The sequence below is a fragment of the Escherichia sp. HH091_1A genome (genome assembly GCF_030295175.1).
GTDB lineage: Bacteria > Pseudomonadota > Gammaproteobacteria > Enterobacterales > Enterobacteriaceae > Escherichia > Escherichia coli_F.
This window is the reverse complement of sequence record NZ_AP025747.1, coordinates 1618224-1634683: the sequence shown is the minus strand read 5'-3', so window position 1 is coordinate 1634683 and position 16460 is coordinate 1618224. Positions and strand designations below refer to the sequence as shown.

At 53.0% G+C, this 16460-nt stretch carries 16 protein-coding genes; 12 read left to right on the top strand and 4 right to left on the bottom strand.

Annotated features, from left to right (window positions below; translation table 11 throughout):
• Window positions 1-34: 34 nt before the first annotated feature.
• The 4 genes from puuB to puuD all read right to left on the bottom strand — a co-directional run bounded on the left by puuB (window position 35) and on the right by puuD (window position 4302).
• The gene (puuB, locus tag QUF14_RS08065; protein ID WP_088542049.1) at window positions 35-1315 is read right to left on the bottom strand and encodes a gamma-glutamylputrescine oxidase; all 1281 of its coding nucleotides are present in this window, start codon (window positions 1313-1315) and stop codon (window positions 35-37) included.
• Window position 1316: 1 nt separating this feature from the next.
• Entirely contained in the window at window positions 1317-2804 is a 1488-nt protein-coding gene (gene puuC, locus QUF14_RS08060; protein WP_001009166.1) for an aldehyde dehydrogenase PuuC, read from the bottom strand.
• 149 nt (window positions 2805-2953) lie between these two features.
• Window positions 2954-3511 carry an HTH-type transcriptional regulator PuuR gene (gene puuR / locus QUF14_RS08055; RefSeq protein WP_001278727.1) on the bottom strand — a complete coding sequence of 186 codons (558 nt, stop codon included), beginning with the start codon at window positions 3509-3511 and terminating at the stop codon, window positions 2954-2956.
• Between the two features lie 26 nt (window positions 3512-3537).
• A complete protein-coding gene (gene puuD / locus QUF14_RS08050) occupies window positions 3538-4302 on the bottom strand; it encodes a gamma-glutamyl-gamma-aminobutyrate hydrolase (RefSeq protein ID WP_100733958.1) in 765 nt (254 codons plus the stop codon).
• Window positions 4303-4513: 211 nt separating this feature from the next.
• Between puuD and puuA the strand changes: the two genes are divergently transcribed.
• The 12 genes from puuA to QUF14_RS07990 all read left to right on the top strand — a co-directional run bounded on the left by puuA (window position 4514) and on the right by QUF14_RS07990 (window position 16443).
• On the top strand, window positions 4514-5932 hold the full coding sequence (gene puuA / locus QUF14_RS08045; protein ID WP_024212194.1) for a glutamate-putrescine ligase: 1419 nt from the start codon (window positions 4514-4516) through the stop codon (window positions 5930-5932).
• Window positions 5933-6080: 148 nt separating this feature from the next.
• On the top strand, window positions 6081-6245 hold the full coding sequence (locus QUF14_RS08040) for a YmjE family protein (RefSeq protein ID WP_123058307.1): 165 nt from the start codon (window positions 6081-6083) through the stop codon (window positions 6243-6245).
• Window positions 6235-7620 (top strand): putrescine/proton symporter PuuP, encoded by a 1386-nt coding sequence (gene puuP, locus QUF14_RS08035; protein WP_001355256.1) that lies wholly within the window; start codon window positions 6235-6237, stop codon window positions 7618-7620. Before QUF14_RS08040 ends, puuP begins: the two co-directional genes overlap by 11 nt.
• Before the next feature lie 133 nt (window positions 7621-7753).
• Complete coding sequence (locus tag QUF14_RS08030) at window positions 7754-7999, top strand: YmjA family protein (protein WP_001015099.1); 246 nt, start codon at window positions 7754-7756, stop codon at window positions 7997-7999.
• 312 nt (window positions 8000-8311) lie between these two features.
• On the top strand, window positions 8312-9955 hold the full coding sequence (gene sapA, locus QUF14_RS08025) for an ABC transporter substrate-binding protein SapA (RefSeq protein ID WP_001250205.1): 1644 nt from the start codon (window positions 8312-8314) through the stop codon (window positions 9953-9955).
• Window positions 9952-10917 (top strand): putrescine export ABC transporter permease SapB, encoded by a 966-nt coding sequence (sapB, locus tag QUF14_RS08020; protein WP_000583271.1) that lies wholly within the window; start codon window positions 9952-9954, stop codon window positions 10915-10917. Before sapA ends, sapB begins: the two co-directional genes overlap by 4 nt.
• On the top strand, window positions 10904-11794 hold the full coding sequence (gene sapC / locus QUF14_RS08015; RefSeq protein ID WP_001146166.1) for a peptide ABC transporter permease SapC: 891 nt from the start codon (window positions 10904-10906) through the stop codon (window positions 11792-11794). The genes sapB and sapC overlap by 14 nt, the downstream gene beginning before the upstream one ends.
• Complete coding sequence (gene sapD, locus QUF14_RS08010; protein WP_001128858.1) at window positions 11794-12786, top strand: peptide ABC transporter ATP-binding protein SapD; 993 nt, start codon at window positions 11794-11796, stop codon at window positions 12784-12786. The genes sapC and sapD overlap by 1 nt, the downstream gene beginning before the upstream one ends.
• A gap of 1 nt (window position 12787) precedes the next feature.
• On the top strand, window positions 12788-13594 hold the full coding sequence (gene sapF / locus QUF14_RS08005) for a peptide ABC transporter ATP-binding protein SapF (protein ID WP_000573406.1): 807 nt from the start codon (window positions 12788-12790) through the stop codon (window positions 13592-13594).
• A 70-nt stretch (window positions 13595-13664) separates the two neighbouring features.
• Window positions 13665-14027, top strand: a complete 363-nt coding sequence (locus tag QUF14_RS08000) for a DUF559 domain-containing protein (protein WP_000357889.1) — start codon at window positions 13665-13667, stop codon at window positions 14025-14027.
• Between the two features lie 356 nt (window positions 14028-14383).
• Window positions 14384-15172, top strand: coding sequence for an enoyl-ACP reductase FabI (gene fabI, locus QUF14_RS07995; protein WP_000506490.1), 789 nt, complete (start codon window positions 14384-14386; stop codon window positions 15170-15172).
• A gap of 143 nt (window positions 15173-15315) precedes the next feature.
• The gene (locus tag QUF14_RS07990; protein WP_100733957.1) at window positions 15316-16443 is read left to right on the top strand and encodes a carboxymuconolactone decarboxylase family protein; all 1128 of its coding nucleotides are present in this window, start codon (window positions 15316-15318) and stop codon (window positions 16441-16443) included.
• Window positions 16444-16460 lie beyond the last annotated feature (17 nt).

The following is a 16460-nucleotide window of genomic DNA, read 5'->3' as shown; positions in this document are numbered from 1 at the left end:
TCACACCTTTTGACTCTTCACTGTTAATCGGAAATTAAACGCCCAGACGATCGCGCAGGCTGTAATAAGCCGCGCCCATCGCGGTAAATGGCACGCGCAGCGTGCGCCCGCCGGGGAACGGGTAATGCGGCAGATTGGCGAAGGCGTCGAAGCGTTCGGCGTCACCGCGCAGCAGTTCAGCAATCAAACGCCCGGCAAGATGGGTACAGGTGACGCCGTGGCCGCTGTAACCCTGCATGTAATAGATGTTGGTATCAAGGCGACCGAACTGCGGCATGCGCGACAAGGTCAGCAGGAAGTTGCCCGTCCAGCGGTAATCAATTTTCACGCCCTTCAACTGCGGGAAGGTTTTCAGCAGTTTCGGCACCACAAGACGCTCAACATCATCCGGGTCACGCGCGCCGTACACCACGCCGCCGCCGTACAGCAGGCGGTTATCCGCGGTAAGACGGTAGTAATCGAGCAGGTAATTACAGTCTTCCACGCAGTAGTTTTTCGGGATCAGCGAACGGGCCAAATCATCCGACAGTGGTTCAGTGGTGATCACCTGCGTGCCGCACGGCATGCTGCGTTTCGCCAGCTCCGGCTCCACTTTATCGCCCAGATACGCATTCCCGGCGACAATCACATACTTCGCCGTCACCTGACCATTGGCCGTGCGCACAACGGCTGGCGTGGTGTGCTGGATCTGCGTCACCGCAGAAAGCTCATACACGCGTCCACCGTTAAGACGGATGGCGTCGGCTTCACCAATGGCGAGGTTCAGCGGGTGAATATGTCCACCGCTGTGATCCAGCAGCGCACCCGTGTAGCGATCGCTGGCGACTTCGCGGCGAATGGCGTTGGCGTCCAGCAATTCAAGCTGTTTGTTACCGTAGCGTTCCCAGTTCTCTTTCTGCTCTTCGAGTGTGGCGAGTTGTTTATCATTCATCGCCACAAACAGGCCGCCGGGGCGATAGTCGCAGTCAATCTGATAACGTTTGATACGTTCGCGGATGATCTCGCCACCCTCGAACATCATGCTGCCGAGCATACGGGCGGTATCCATGCCGTAGCTTTTTTCGATAACGTCGATGTCGCGGCTGTAGGAGTTCACAAGCTGCCCGCCGTTGCGTCCGCTTGCGCCGAAGCCGATGCGTGAGGCTTCAAGAACCACCACGTCAAAGCCCGCTTCCGCCAGATGCAGCGCGGAGGAAAGCCCGGTATAGCCGCCGCCGACCACGCAAACGTCGCAGGAAATCGACTCATTCAGCGTGTCGAATGGCGCGTATTTATTCGCACTGGCGGCGTAATAACTGCTGGTATGTTCGGTCATTTCAGGCCTCCAGGCTTATCCAGATGGTTTTCAGTTCGGTGAATTTTTCAAGGGCGTGCAGGGATTTGTCGCGACCGTTGCCGCTCTGCTTATAGCCGCCAAACGGCACGGTCATATCACCGTCGTTGTAGTTATTGACGAAGACGGAACCGGCTTTCAGGCGGCGACTCATGCGGTGCGCGCGGGAGAGGTCGCGTGTCCATACCGCCGCGCCAAGTCCGTACTGGCTGTCGTTGGCAAGCTGTAGCGCCTGTTCTTCTGATGTGAAACGCGTGACCACCAGCACCGGACCGAAAATCTCTTCGCGGCTTAAGGACGCATTCGGGTCTACATCCACAAAGATGGTCGGGCCGATGGCCGCAGCCAGCTCGGCGTTACGGCCATCCAGCAGCAGTTGCCCTTTGCTTTCGCCTTCCCGAATAAAGCTATGGACCGAGTCGGCGTGGGCGCAGTCGATTAAGGTGCCCATAGTGGTTGCGGGATCAAGCGGATGCCCCGGCTGCCAGTTTTGCGCCTGCTGTTTTAACAGGGCTAAGAACTCATCGGCGATGCTCTCTTCCAGCAACAGGCGCGTTCCGGCGATACACACCTGCCCCTGGTTGTAGAAGATGCCTGCTGCGGTGGCGCTTGCTGCCTGTTGTAAATCCGGACATTCGGCGAAAACGATGTTGGCGCTTTTGCCGCCCGCTTCCAGCCAGACGCGTTTCATGTTGCTGTCGCCTGCATCTTTCAGCAGCTGTTTCCCGGTACGGGTCGAACCGGTAAAGGCGATGGCATCGATATCGTTATGACGCGACAGCGCCTGCCCCGCTTCATGACCAAAACCCGTCACCACGTTCAACACGCCATCCGGCAGACCCGCCTCTTTCGCCAGCCCGGCGAGACGAATCGCACTGAGCGGTGATTTTTCAGACGGTTTTAGAATCACGCTGTTTCCCGCCGCCAGCGCCGGGCCGAGTTTCCAGCAGGTCAGCAGCAACGGGAAGTTCCACGGTACAATGGCAGCAATCACGCCCACCGGTTCACGCACGATCATCGCCAGGTCATTGCTACTGGTGGTCGCCACTTCGCCATACACTTTGTCGATTGCTTCGGCGTACCAGCGAATGGCGCGCGCCGCGCCGGGAATATCATCACGCAGGCTGTGACGAATCGGTTTGCCGGTATCGAGGGTTTCCAGCAGCGCCAGCTCTTCGGCGTGGGCTTCCATTAAATCAGCGAGTTTATTCAGCACCGCTTTACGTTTTGCCGGGGCAGCCTGCGACCAGTCGCCGCGTTCAAATACGCCGCGTGCTGCGCTCACCGCACGGTCGATATCGACGCTCTTGCCGCGGGCAATTTTCGCCAGCGGTGCCTGGGTGACCGGATCAACGGTTTCAAAAGTTCCATTTTCCGCCGCAGCAGTATATTCACCGTTAATAAATAAGCGGGTTTCAATGGCGAGACTTAACGCTTTATCCTGCCAGTAAGCCAGATGATGAAAATTCATTATGACTCCTGTTTCACGTGTATCAGATATATGCAGTTTGTGAACGTCAGGGCGCAGAGATCCCCGGGCCGTATGCCCGTTTATTTCTGGCGACATTCTTTATGGATTGCCGGGCGCATTGCGCTTACCCGGCTTACAGAACAAAAAGATTAAAACGTGGTGGGCGTATGGGCGCTGATAATTCGGCAAATACCTGCCGACGTATTACTGAAACTGTGCGGGATGCCGGTATTAATGGCATAACTTTGCCCCGCGACGAGGTGGTAATCCTGACCATTAATCGTCAGAACAATTTCACCTTCCAGTACAGTGCCTATTTCCTCACCCTGATGCTTAATTCTTTCCCCAGTGGTTGTACCCGGCTGGTAAGTTTCAAAGATCATCGCCAGCGTGCGATTCGGGTTACCGTTATGAACCAGCTTCATTGACACACCCTGACTGCCCATCTCAATTAAGTCGTCCTGATTAATGACGACCTGTGGCTCATCAGGTTTTTCCGGCTCGGAAAAGAATTCCGAGAGTGACAGACCATACACCTTCAGCAGCTTTTGCAGCGTACTGATGGCAGGGCTGACTTTATCTTGTTCTATCGTACTGATAGCACTATGAGTCAGCCCGGAGAGTTCGGCGGCACGACGTTGTGAAAGCCCCTGCTGCTGGCGGATTTCCGACAAGCGTTTTCCTGGCGCCAGTCCCTCATCACTCATATTTGCATTTCCTTAAACTGTAGTGGTCAGAGTCGCTGTTTTTCAGCGATATGGTGCTGACAAGCGGTGATAAAGCCCTCGAACAATATACGCGAAAGCGCGTACTCGCTACTGTTCCATTCCGGGTGCCACTGTACGCCCAGCGCAAAAGGATGATTGATGACGCTAACCGCCTCAACTAAGCCATCCGGCGAGCGAGCTTCAACACGCAACCGTGGGCTAACGACCTTCGCCCCTTGTCCATGCAGAGAGTTTACCCAAAAGTTGCTACATTCAGGTAACAGTGCAGACAGCAATCCCCCCTCTTCAACCTGAACTTCATGCGACGGTGCATATTGCTGTTCCACCGGCAGTTCGGGATCTTCCCGATGTTCCAGCAATTCAGGCTGTTCGCACAGCTTGCGATGCAACGAACCACCGGTTGCCACCACCAGTTCCTGTAAACCCCGGCAGATGGCGAAAATGGGGATGCGCCTTTCGAGTGCGGCATTAATTAACGCCATGCTCAGAAGATCACGCCCGGGATCGGCGTCAGGCTCATCGCCGTTTTCACCATATAGGTGCAGCTGCACATTGCTGGGACTACCAGGAAGATAAATACCATCGAGTTTCGGCAAAAGTTGTTCAAGTAATGACGGTTCCGCCAGCGCATGTGGCAGCGCAATTGGCAAGCCGCCTGCGTGGATGATGGCATTCAGGTACTTTTCTTGCAGAGTCTGGGTCGCATGACCCTTAAGCCTGTTCCTGCACATTACGACACCGATAACCGGATTGTTCATTATATTTTCCATGCTCAATCTCACAAAGTGGACTAAATTATCGCCATTACTGCGCTTTAAATGACCTTTATGTTCAATATTTTTTCAATCTAGCAGCGGGTTTTCATTTTTGCAAACTCAATTTAACATTTGACAAACATTTAGTTTGCATACAGATTCGAATGGTGGTCATTATATTTTACGCTTTGATAACGAGCGGAAAACAAACCAAAGGCGAAGAATCATGGAAACCAATATCGTTGAAGTAGAGAACTTTGTTCAGCAGTCAGAAGAGAGGCGGGGTAGCGCCTTTACGCAGGAAGTGAAACGCTACCTGGAGCGCTACCCGAATACGCAATATGTTGATGTTTTACTTACCGATCTGAATGGTTGTTTTCGTGGGAAACGTATTCCTGTTTCAAGCCTGAAGAAGCTCGAGAAAGGGTGTTATTTCCCGGCCTCGGTGTTTGCAATGGATATTCTGGGCAACGTAGTAGAAGAAGCGGGTCTGGGTCAGGAAATGGGCGAGCCGGATCGTACCTGTGTTCCTGTTCTCGGTTCCTTAACCCCATCTGCTGCAGATCCAGAGTTTATCGGTCAGATGCTCCTGACCATGGTCGATGAAGATGGCGCTCCCTTTGACGTTGAGCCGCGGAACGTTCTTAACCGCCTGTGGCAGCAGCTGCGCCAGCGCGGATTGTTCCCGGTTGTAGCGGTAGAGCTGGAGTTCTATTTACTGGATCGCCAGCGCGACGCTGAAGGGTATCTGCAACCGCCCTGCGCGCCCGGCACCGATGACCGCAATACACAAAGTCAGGTTTACTCCGTTGATAACCTCAACCACTTCGCCGACGTGCTCAATGATATTGATGAGCTGGCGCATTTACAGCTGATTCCGGCAGATGGCGCGGTCGCCGAGGCCTCGCCAGGTCAGTTTGAAATCAATCTTTACCATACCGATAACGTGCTGGAAGCTTGCGATGATGCGCTGGCACTAAAACGCCTGGTGCGTCTGATGGCAGAAAAGCATAAGATGCACGCCACTTTTATGGCGAAGCCGTATGAAGAGCACGCGGGCAGCGGGATGCATATCCATATCAGTATGCAAAATAATCGTGGCGAGAACGTGCTTTCTGACGCGGAAGGCGAAGATTCGCCGCTGCTGAAAAAGATGCTCGCCGGGATGATTGACCTGATGCCGTCATCAATGGCGTTGCTGGCACCAAACGTGAACTCGTATCGCCGCTTCCAGCCGGGGATGTATGTACCGACGCAGGCGTCGTGGGGCCATAACAACCGCACCGTCGCCCTGCGTATTCCCTGCGGCGATCGCCATAATCACCGCGTGGAATATCGCGTGGCGGGTGCCGATGCCAACCCGTATTTGGTGATGGCAGCGATTTTTGCTGGTATTTTGCATGGCCTTGATAACGAACTGCCATTACAGGAAGAAGTCGAAGGCAACGGGCTGGAACAGGAAGGCTTACCCTTCCCGATTCGCCAGAGCGATGCCCTGGGTGAGTTTATCGAGAATGATCACCTGCGCCGCTATTTAGGCGAACGCTTCTGCCATGTCTATCACGCCTGTAAAAATGATGAGCTGTTGCAGTTTGAGCGCCTCATCACAGAAACAGAAATTGAGTGGATGTTGAAAAACGCGTAATACCCCTTGCGGGGTTGTTTCAGCGGCCTGAGCGGAGCCAGGCCTGACATTTGCTGGTAATCCAGACATTTCCCGGATGTCGCGTTATGGAGCGCAGGCGGCAACGGGCTTCCGTTAACGATTAAGACTGTGACGAGGAAATGAGATGATGCCGATGATTAAATCCCCGCATGGCGAGGGAGGCTGCGTATGCGCCCCTCCTGCGACTGACTGGACTCCGCCCCCTTTGCTTCCCTTGCTAAACAGGTTTGATTTCAGGTCGATACGACCGCAAACCTTATTACGCAGGGGAGGCAGCAATTATGGCTATTAATTCACCACTGAATATTGCTGCGCAACCCGGCAAAACCCGTCTGCGAAAATCACTGAAATTGTGGCAGGTGGTGATGATGGGTCTGGCCTATCTCACGCCGATGACTGTGTTCGATACCTTTGGCATTGTTTCCGGCATTAGCGACGGTCACGTTCCGGCGTCCTATTTGCTGGCGCTGGCGGGTGTGCTGTTTACCGCGATCAGCTACGGCAAACTGGTTCGCCAGTTTCCGGAGGCCGGTTCGGCCTATACCTACGCGCAAAAGTCGATTAACCCGCACGTCGGATTTATGGTCGGCTGGTCATCGCTGCTGGATTATCTCTTTTTGCCGATGATCAACGTTTTGTTGGCGAAAATCTATCTCTCCGCCCTCTTCCCGGAAGTGCCGCCGTGGGTGTGGGTGGTAACCTTCGTCGCCATTTTAACCGCCGCGAATCTGAAGAGTGTCAACCTGGTCGCTAACTTCAATACCCTGTTTGTGCTGGTGCAGATTTCCATCATGTTGGTGTTTATCTTCCTGGTGGTTCAGGGGCTGCATAAAGGAGAAGGCGTTGGCACCGTCTGGTCACTTCAGCCGTTTATCAGCGAGAACGCGCACCTGATCCCGATTATTACCGGGGCGACGATTGTCTGTTTCTCGTTCCTCGGTTTCGATGCGGTGACCACGCTTTCGGAAGAGACGCCGGACGCCGCACGCGTGATCCCGAAAGCCATCTTCCTGACGGCGGTATACGGCGGCGTTATCTTTATCGCGGCGTCGTTCTTTATGCAGCTGTTCTTCCCGGATATCAGCCGCTTTAAAGATCCGGACGCCGCACTGCCGGAAATCGCACTGTACGTTGGCGGCAAGTTGTTCCAGTCGATTTTCCTCTGCACGACGTTTGTGAACACGTTAGCGTCTGGCCTGGCGTCACATGCCAGCGTGTCGCGTCTGCTGTATGTGATGGGGCGCGACAATGTGTTTCCGGAACGCGTGTTTGGCTATGTGCATCCGAAATGGCGGACTCCGGCACTGAATGTCATTATGGTCGGGATTGTCGCGTTGTCAGCGCTGTTCTTTGATTTAGTCACCGCGACAGCATTGATTAACTTCGGTGCTCTGGTGGCGTTTACCTTTGTGAATCTGTCGGTGTTTAATCATTTCTGGCGGCGTAAAGGAATGAATAAAAGCTGGAAGGAGCACTTCCACTATTTGCTGATGCCGCTGGTTGGCGCGCTGACGGTGGGTGTGCTGTGGGTTAACCTCGAGTCAACGTCACTGACACTCGGTCTGGTATGGGCTTCATTAGGCGGCGCATATTTGTGGTATCTGATCCGCCGCTATCGCAAAGTGCCGTTGTATGATGGTGACAGAACGCCGGTGAGCGAAACGTAATAGTCGGATGCGCGGCGCATTATCCTGCCTGAGGGTAATGCGCCGCGCCATTAACTATAAAAAGATGTATGACCCGGATCACGAGTGCTATCATCCGCCCTTATGCTTAGCGCATTAACCCCAGGGGCAAATAATGAACCACGATATCCCGCTAAAATATTTTGATATTGCCGATGAGTACGCGACCGAATGCGCAGAGCCTGTCGCAGACGCTGAACGCACACCGCTGGCCCACTACTTCCAGTTACTGCTCACCCGTTTGATGAACAATGAAGAGATCAGCGAAGAAGCCCAACATGAAATGGCTGCTGAAGCGGGGATTAATCCCGTACGCATTGATGAGATCGCAGAGTTTTTGAATCAATGGGGTAATGAGTAATTATTTCATTGCAGACGCTCGGTCAGTATCGTTGCCCGGATAAAGCGTTCACGCCGCATCCGGCTAAAAATGACACGCACTGCAGCGTGCTTTAATGGGTTTCTCACGATCGTACCGCTCTGCTCCTCGCTAAGTTGTTCTGTGAGTTATAGTTATAGAGAAATCACGGGTACGAATGTTGAACAGATGGCGAAACCACCTGAACAACGACCAACCACACGGCCCTCATTACGACCCCTGAACACAAACGGTAATGGCAAATGTCATTAAATATTAGTAAGATAGCCTCTTTACATAAAATCTCTTAATATTATGCGCCAGGTATTATCGTCTCTTTTGGTGATTGCTGGACTTGTGAGTGGTCAGGCAATCGCCGCGCCTGAATCCCCCCCGCATGCTGATATCCGCGACAGCGGTTTTGTCTATTGCGTCAGCGGGCAAGTCAACACCTTTAACCCATCCAAAGCGAGCAGTGGGTTAATTGTCGATACCCTTGCCGCCCAGTTTTATGATCGACTCCTGGATGTCGATCCCTATACCTATCGCCTGATGCCGGAACTTGCCGAAAGCTGGGAAGTGCTCGACAACGGCGCGACCTATCGCTTCCACCTGCGTCGCGATGTTCCGTTTCAAAAAACCGACTGGTTTACTCCCACTCGTAAAATGAATGCCGACGATGTGGTGTTTACCTTCCAGCGAATTTTTGACCGTAACAACCCGTGGCACAACGTCAACGGCAGCAACTTTCCCTACTTCGACAGCCTGCAATTTGCCGATAACGTTAAAAGCGTTCGCAAACTGGATAATCATACCGTTGAGTTCCGACTCGCCCAGCCAGATGCTTCTTTTTTGTGGCACCTGGCGACCCATTATGCATCGGTCATGTCGGCAGAATATGCCCAGAAGTTAGAGAAAGAAGATCGCCAGGAACAACTCGACCGTCAGCCGGTCGGCACTGGACCGTATCAGTTATCGGAATACCGCGCCGGGCAATTTATTCGCCTACAACGTCATGATGACTTCTGGCGCGGCAAACCGTTAATGCCGCAGGTGGTGGTGGATTTAGGCTCCGGCGGCACCGGACGTCTTTCGAAACTTCTGACAGGTGAATGCGACGTTCTGGCCTGGCCTGCTGCCAGCCAGCTATCTATTTTGCGTGACGATCCGCGCTTGCGTTTAACGCTGCGTCCGGGGATGAATGTCGCCTATCTGGCATTTAACACAGCCAAACCGCCGCTTAATAATGCCGCCGTGCGCCATGCGCTGGCTCTGGCGATCAATAACCAGCGCCTGATGCAATCCATCTATTATGGTACGGCTGAAACGGCGGCCTCTATTTTACCGCGCGCCTCGTGGGCCTATGACAACGAGGCTAAAATTACTGAATACAATCCGGCGAAATCGCGCGAACAGTTGAAGGCGTTAGGGCTGGAAAACTTAACGCTGAAACTTTGGGTGCCCACACGTTCGCAGGCGTGGAACCCCAGCCCACTGAAAACCGCCGAACTAATTCAGGCGGATATGGCGCAGGTTGGCGTAAAAGTGGTGATTGTGCCGGTAGAAGGTCGTTTTCAGGAGGCGCGGTTGATGGATATGAGCCATGATCTGACGTTATCCGGTTGGGCGACAGACAGTAACGATCCGGACAGTTTCTTTCGTCCGCTACTGAGCTGCGCAGCAATACATTCCCAGACCAACCTCGCCCACTGGTGCGATCCGAAATTCGACAGCGTGTTGCGTAAGGCGCTCTCCTCGCAGCAGCTGGCGGCGCGTATTGAAGCCTATGACGAAGCGCAAAGTATTCTGGCGCAGGAATTGCCCATTTTGCCGCTGGCCTCGTCATTGCGCTTGCAGGCCTATCGGTACGATATCAAAGGTCTGGTACTTAGCCCGTTTGGTAACGCCTCCTTTGCTGGGGTGTATCGCGAGAAACTGGATGAGGTGAAAAAACCATGATTATCTTCACCTTACGCCGCATTTTGTTATTGATTGTCACCTTGTTCCTGCTGACGTTCGTTGGCTTTAGCTTGAGCTATTTCACCCCACATGCGCCGTTACAAGGCGCGTCACTGTGGAATGCCTGGGTGTTCTGGTTTAACGGCCTGATCCACTGGGATTTTGGTGTTTCCAGCATTAACGGTCAACCGATTGCCGAACAGTTAAAAGAGGTCTTCCCGGCGACGATGGAACTGTGCATCCTCGCCTTCGGTTTTGCGCTGATTGTTGGCATCCCCGTAGGAATGATTGCCGGGATTACGCGCCATAAGTGGCAGGATAACTTGATCAACGCCATCGCCTTACTGGGCTTTTCAATCCCGGTGTTCTGGCTGGCGCTTCTGTTGACGCTGTTTTGTTCACTCACGCTAGGTTGGTTGCCCGTTTCAGGGCGTTTCGATCTGCTCTACGAAGTGAAACCGATTACCGGTTTTGCGTTGATTGATGCCTGGCTTTCGGACTCACCGTGGCGGGATGAAATGATCATTAGCGCAATCCGTCATATGGTATTGCCCGTGATCACCCTGTCGGTTGCGCCAACAACTGAAGTGATCCGACTAATGCGTATCAGCACTATCGAAGTGTATGACCAGAATTATGTAAAAGCGGCGGCGACCCGCGGTTTGTCACGCTTTACTATTTTGCGTCGCCACGTTCTGCATAACGCGTTACCTCCGGTTATTCCTCGCCTGGGCTTACAGTTTTCCACCATGCTGACGCTGGCAATGATCACCGAAATGGTCTTTAGCTGGCCGGGTTTAGGGCGCTGGTTAATTAACGCCATCCGCCAGCAAGATTACGCGGCCATTTCCGCCGGAGTGATGGTGTGTGGCTCACTGGTCATTATTGTTAACGTGATTTCTGATATTTTGGGTGCCATGGCTAACCCTCTGAAACATAAGGAATGGTATGCCTTACGATAGCGTATACAGCGAAAAGCGCCCGCCGGGCACGCTGCGTACCGCCTGGCGCAAATTTTATAGTGATGCCTCTGCGATGGTCGGTCTGTACGGCTGCGCGGGACTGGCTGTACTGTGTATTTTTGGCGGCTGGTTTGCGCCTTACGGCATCGATCAGCAATTTCTCGGCTATCAATTATTGCCGCCTTCATGGTCACGCTATGGCGAAGTTTCTTTCTTCCTGGGGACTGACGACCTCGGACGCGATGTTTTAAGTCGTTTACTGAGTGGAGCTGCACCAACCGTGGGGGGGGCATTTGTGGTGACGCTTGCAGCGACAATCTGTGGCCTGGTACTTGGCACCTTTGCCGGGTCGACGCACGGTCTACGCTCAGCAGTACTAAACCATATTCTGGATACCTTACTGGCGATCCCTTCTCTGCTGCTGGCAATTATCGTTGTAGCGTTTGCCGGACCGAGTTTGTCGCACGCCATGTTTGCCGTCTGGCTGGCGCTGCTGCCTCGTATGGTACGTTCGATTTACAGCATGGTGCATGACGAACTGGAAAAAGAGTACGTTATCGCCGCCCGTCTGGATGGCGCATCAACGCTGAATATTCTCTGGTTTGCTGTGATGCCAAACATCACCGCCGGGCTGGTCACCGAGATCACCCGCGCACTTTCGATGGCAATTCTCGATATCGCCGCGCTGGGCTTTCTCGATCTCGGCGCACAACTCCCCTCGCCTGAATGGGGAGCGATGCTCGGTGATGCGCTGGAACTGATTTATGTCGCCCCGTGGACTGTCATGCTGCCAGGTGCGGCAATTATGATTAGCGTGCTGTTGGTTAACCTCCTTGGCGACGGTGTTCGTCGTGCAATTATTGCGGGGGTGGAATAATGCCATTACTCGATATTCGTAACCTGACCATTGAATTTAAAACCGGTGATGAGTGGGTTAAAGCCGTCGACCGCGTAAGTATGACCTTAACCGAAGGTGAAATCCGCGGTCTTGTTGGCGAATCCGGTTCCGGCAAAAGTTTGATTGCAAAAGCAATTTGTGGGGTGAATAAAGATAACTGGCGTGTTACTGCTGACCGTATGCGTTTTGATGATATCGATTTGCTGCGTCTCTCCGCACGCGAACGGCGCAAGCTGGTTGGTCACAACGTGTCGATGATTTTCCAGGAACCGCAGTCGTGTCTTGACCCTTCAGAACGTGTGGGTCGCCAGTTGATGCAAAACATCCCAGCCTGGACCTATAAAGGCCGTTGGTGGCAGCGTTTTGGTTGGCGCAAACGTCGCGCTATTGAACTGTTGCACCGCGTGGGGATTAAAGATCACAAAGATGCGATGCGCAGTTTTCCCTATGAGTTGACAGAAGGTGAATGTCAGAAAGTGATGATAGCCATTGCACTGGCGAATCAACCGCGTCTGCTGATTGCTGACGAACCGACCAACTCAATGGAGCCAACAACCCAGGCGCAAATTTTTCGCCTGTTGACGCGTCTCAACCAGAACAGCAATACCACTATTTTGCTTATCAGCCATGACTTACAAATGCTTAGCCAATGGGCGGATAAAATTAACGTGCTTTACTGCGGTCAAACGGTGGAAACCGCGCCAAGTAAGGAGTTGGTGACAATGCCACATCATCCTTATACCCAGGCGCTGATCCGCGCGATACCAGACTTCGGCAGCGCGATGCCGCATAAAAGTCGCCTCAATACGCTGCCCGGCGCTATCCCACTGCTGGAACAGTTACCGATTGGGTGTCGTCTGGGGCCGCGTTGCCCGTATGCACAACGAGAATGCATTGTGACGCCACGTTTGACGGGGGCGAAAAATCATCTCTATGCCTGTCACTTCCCGCTGAACATGGAGAAAGAGTGAGATGATCGAAACGCTGCTTGAAGTGCGTAATTTAAGTAAAACGTTCCGTTACCGGACCGGCTGGTTTCGTCGTCAGACCGTAGAAGCGGTAAAACCTTTGAGCTTTACGCTACGTGAAGGCCAGACACTGGCGATCATTGGCGAGAATGGTTCTGGTAAATCCACGCTGGCGAAAATGCTGGCGGGAATGATAGAACCGACCAGCGGCGAGTTATTGATTGACGATCATCCGCTGCATTTTGGCGATTATTCCTTCCGTAGTCAGCGTATTCGCATGATTTTTCAGGATCCTTCGACCTCGTTGAATCCCCGTCAACGTATCTCGCAGATTCTTGATTTTCCACTGCGCTTGAACACCGATCTGGAACCTGAACAGCGTCGGAAACAGATTATTGAAACGATGCGGATGGTTGGGCTGCTACCGGATCACGTCAGTTACTATCCGCATATGTTGGCACCCGGGCAAAAACAGCGTCTGGGGCTGGCGCGCGCGCTGATATTGCGCCCAAAAGTCATTATTGCCGATGAAGCCCTCGCCTCACTGGATATGTCGATGCGTTCGCAGTTGATTAATCTGATGCTGGAGTTACAGGAAAAACAGGGCATTTCGTATATTTATGTTACCCAGCATATTGGGATGATGAAGCACATTAGCGACCAGGTACTGGTGATGCATCAGGGCGAGGTTGTCGAGCGAGGTAGTACTGCGGATGTGCTCGCCTCTCCGCTGCACGACCTCACTAAACGACTGATTGCCGGTCATTTTGGCGAGGCATTGACGGCGGATGCGTGGCGTAAGGACCGTTAATTTTCTGAATCAAGCTTGCAGAATATTCACCTCATTCTGACAGGGAAATTCATCCTGTCAGAATGAAGGGATGGATAAAATAAAAGCAAATGCCCGCGATTTAAGACGCAACCTCACCCCGCAGGAGCGAAAGTTCTGGCGATATCTTCGCAGCCGACGTTTTGCTGATTTCAAATTTCGCCGTCAACATCCGGTGGGGAATTACATTCTCGATTTTGCCTGTTGCTCTGCACGTTTAGCGGTAGAGCTTGATGGTGGGCAACATGATTCAGCTATCGCGTATGATACCAGGCGCACGCGCTGGCTTGAGTCCCAGGGCTGGACCGTGCTGCGTTTCTGGAATAACGAGATCGATCATAATGAAGAGGCGGTTCTGGGGGAGATTCTGCAGGAACTGAGCCGCCGGTCACCCTCACCCCAACCCTCTCCCTGAAAGGGCGAGGGGGCTGTATGTGCCTGTTTGTTGCTGCGCAGGCAAATGAACAAGCGGTGCCGGGGATCATTCTGCAGGAACTGAGCCGCCTGTTACCCTCTCCCTGAAAGGGCATGGGGGCTGTATGTGCCTGTTTGTTGCTGGGGTGACAACGCGCACAATCGGTCCCCTCGCCCCTCTGGGGAGAGGGTTAGGGTGAGGGGAAAAGCGCACACCCGTGCCCACATTCCTGCCAACTATAGCCACTCACACCCAGGTTGATTATAATAACCGTTTATCTGTTCGTACTGTTTATTCAAACGACGAATCGCCTGATTTTCAGGCAACAACAAGCATCAACAATAAGGATTAAAGCTATGGGTTTTCTTTCCGGTAAGCGCATTCTGGTAACCGGTGTTGCCAGCAAACTGTCCATCGCCTACGGTATCGCTCAGGCGATGCACCGCGAAGGAGCTGAACTGGCATTCACCTACCAGAACGACAAACTGAAAGGCCGCGTAGAAGAATTTGCCGCTCAATTGGGTTCTGACATCGTTCTGCAGTGCGATGTTGCAGAAGATGCCAGCATCGACACCATGTTCGCTGAACTGGGTAAAGTTTGGCCGAAATTTGACGGCTTTGTACATTCCATTGGTTTTGCACCGGGCGATCAGCTGGATGGTGACTATGTTAACGCCGTTACTCGTGAAGGCTTCAAAATTGCCCACGACATCAGCTCCTACAGCTTCGTTGCAATGGCAAAAGCTTGCCGCTCCATGCTGAATCCGGGCTCTGCCCTGCTGACCCTTTCCTACCTTGGCGCTGAGCGCGCTATCCCGAACTACAACGTTATGGGTCTGGCAAAAGCGTCTCTGGAAGCGAACGTGCGCTATATGGCGAACGCGATGGGTCCGGAAGGTGTGCGTGTTAACGCCATCTCTGCTGGTCCGATCCGTACTCTGGCGGCTTCCGGTATCAAAGACTTCCGCAAAATGCTGGCTCATTGCGAAGCCGTTACCCCGATTCGCCGTACCGTTACTATTGAAGATGTGGGTAACTCTGCGGCATTCCTGTGCTCCGATCTCTCTGCCGGTATCTCCGGTGAAGTGGTCCACGTTGACGGCGGTTTCAGCATCGCTGCAATGAACGAACTCGAACTGAAATAATCGTTCTGTTGGTCAAGATGGGCGGCGTTCTGCCGCCCATTATCTCTGTTATACCTTTCTGATATTTGTTATCGCCGATCCGTCTTTCTCCCCTTCCCGCCTTGCGTCAGGATAACGATTTCCTTTACGACCAAGGAGCGCCCATGGAACAACGCCACATCACCGGCAAAAGCCACTGGTATCATGAAACGCAATCCAGTACTGCGGAGAATGACGTTCTGCCTCTGGTCCCGGAAGCCGCAAAGGTTCGCGATCCCTTTCTGCTCGACGTGATCCTTGATGAAGAAACGCTGGCCCCCTTCCTTTCATGGATGGTCCCGGCGCGCATTCTTGCAGCGGAGTTGTTCCCTGACCAGCTTACTGTGACCCGTTCACAGACCTTCACCGCTTATGAACGCTTGTCGACGGCCCTGACGGTTGCTCAGGTTTGCGGCGTCCAGCGGTTATGTAACTACTATTCGGCGCGACTTACGCCGCTCCCCGGGCCTGATTCCTCCAGGGAAAGTAATCATCGGTTGGCACAAATCACGCAATATGCCCGCCAACTGGCCAGCTCGCCTTCTATTATCGACAACCGATCGCGCCAACATCTGAATGACGTCGGTCTTACTGCCTGGGACTGTGTGATAATCAACCAAATAATTGGTTTTATTGGCTTTCAGGCGCGGACAATTGCGACATTTCAGGCTTATCTCGGGCATTCGGTACGCTGGTTACCCGGTCTGGAGATACAAAACTACGCCGACGCGTCACTGTTTGCTGATGAATCAATACGCTGGCGAAGCAGCTATGAGGTGGAAAAACTACCTGAAGAGCACACAAAAAGTTCTAATGCAGAACTTTGCCAACTGACCGAAACACTCTCTCTCCACCCTATTTCACTTTCCCTTCTCGAAAAGTTGTTAAACAGCACACGGGTCAATACACAGCCGGATAATAAGCTTGCGGCGTTGTTATTCGCGCGTATTAATGGCAGTCCTGCCTGTTTTGCTGCCTGTATGAATTCATCAAATGAATATAAAAAAATCAGCCCCCTTCTGCGCAAGGGCGAAAATGAAATTAACCAATGGGCTGACCGTGATTCTGTTGAGCGCGCTACCGTTCAGGCGATACAATGGCTGACCCGAGCACCCGATCGCTTTAGCGCCGCCCAGTTCAGCCCATTACTCGAACACGAAAAATCATCAACGCAGATTATTAATCTGCTGGTATGGAGCGGGCTGTGTGGCTGGATAAATCGCTTAAAAATCGCGTTGGGTGAGACATATTAACCTTGCCGCGTCAGACA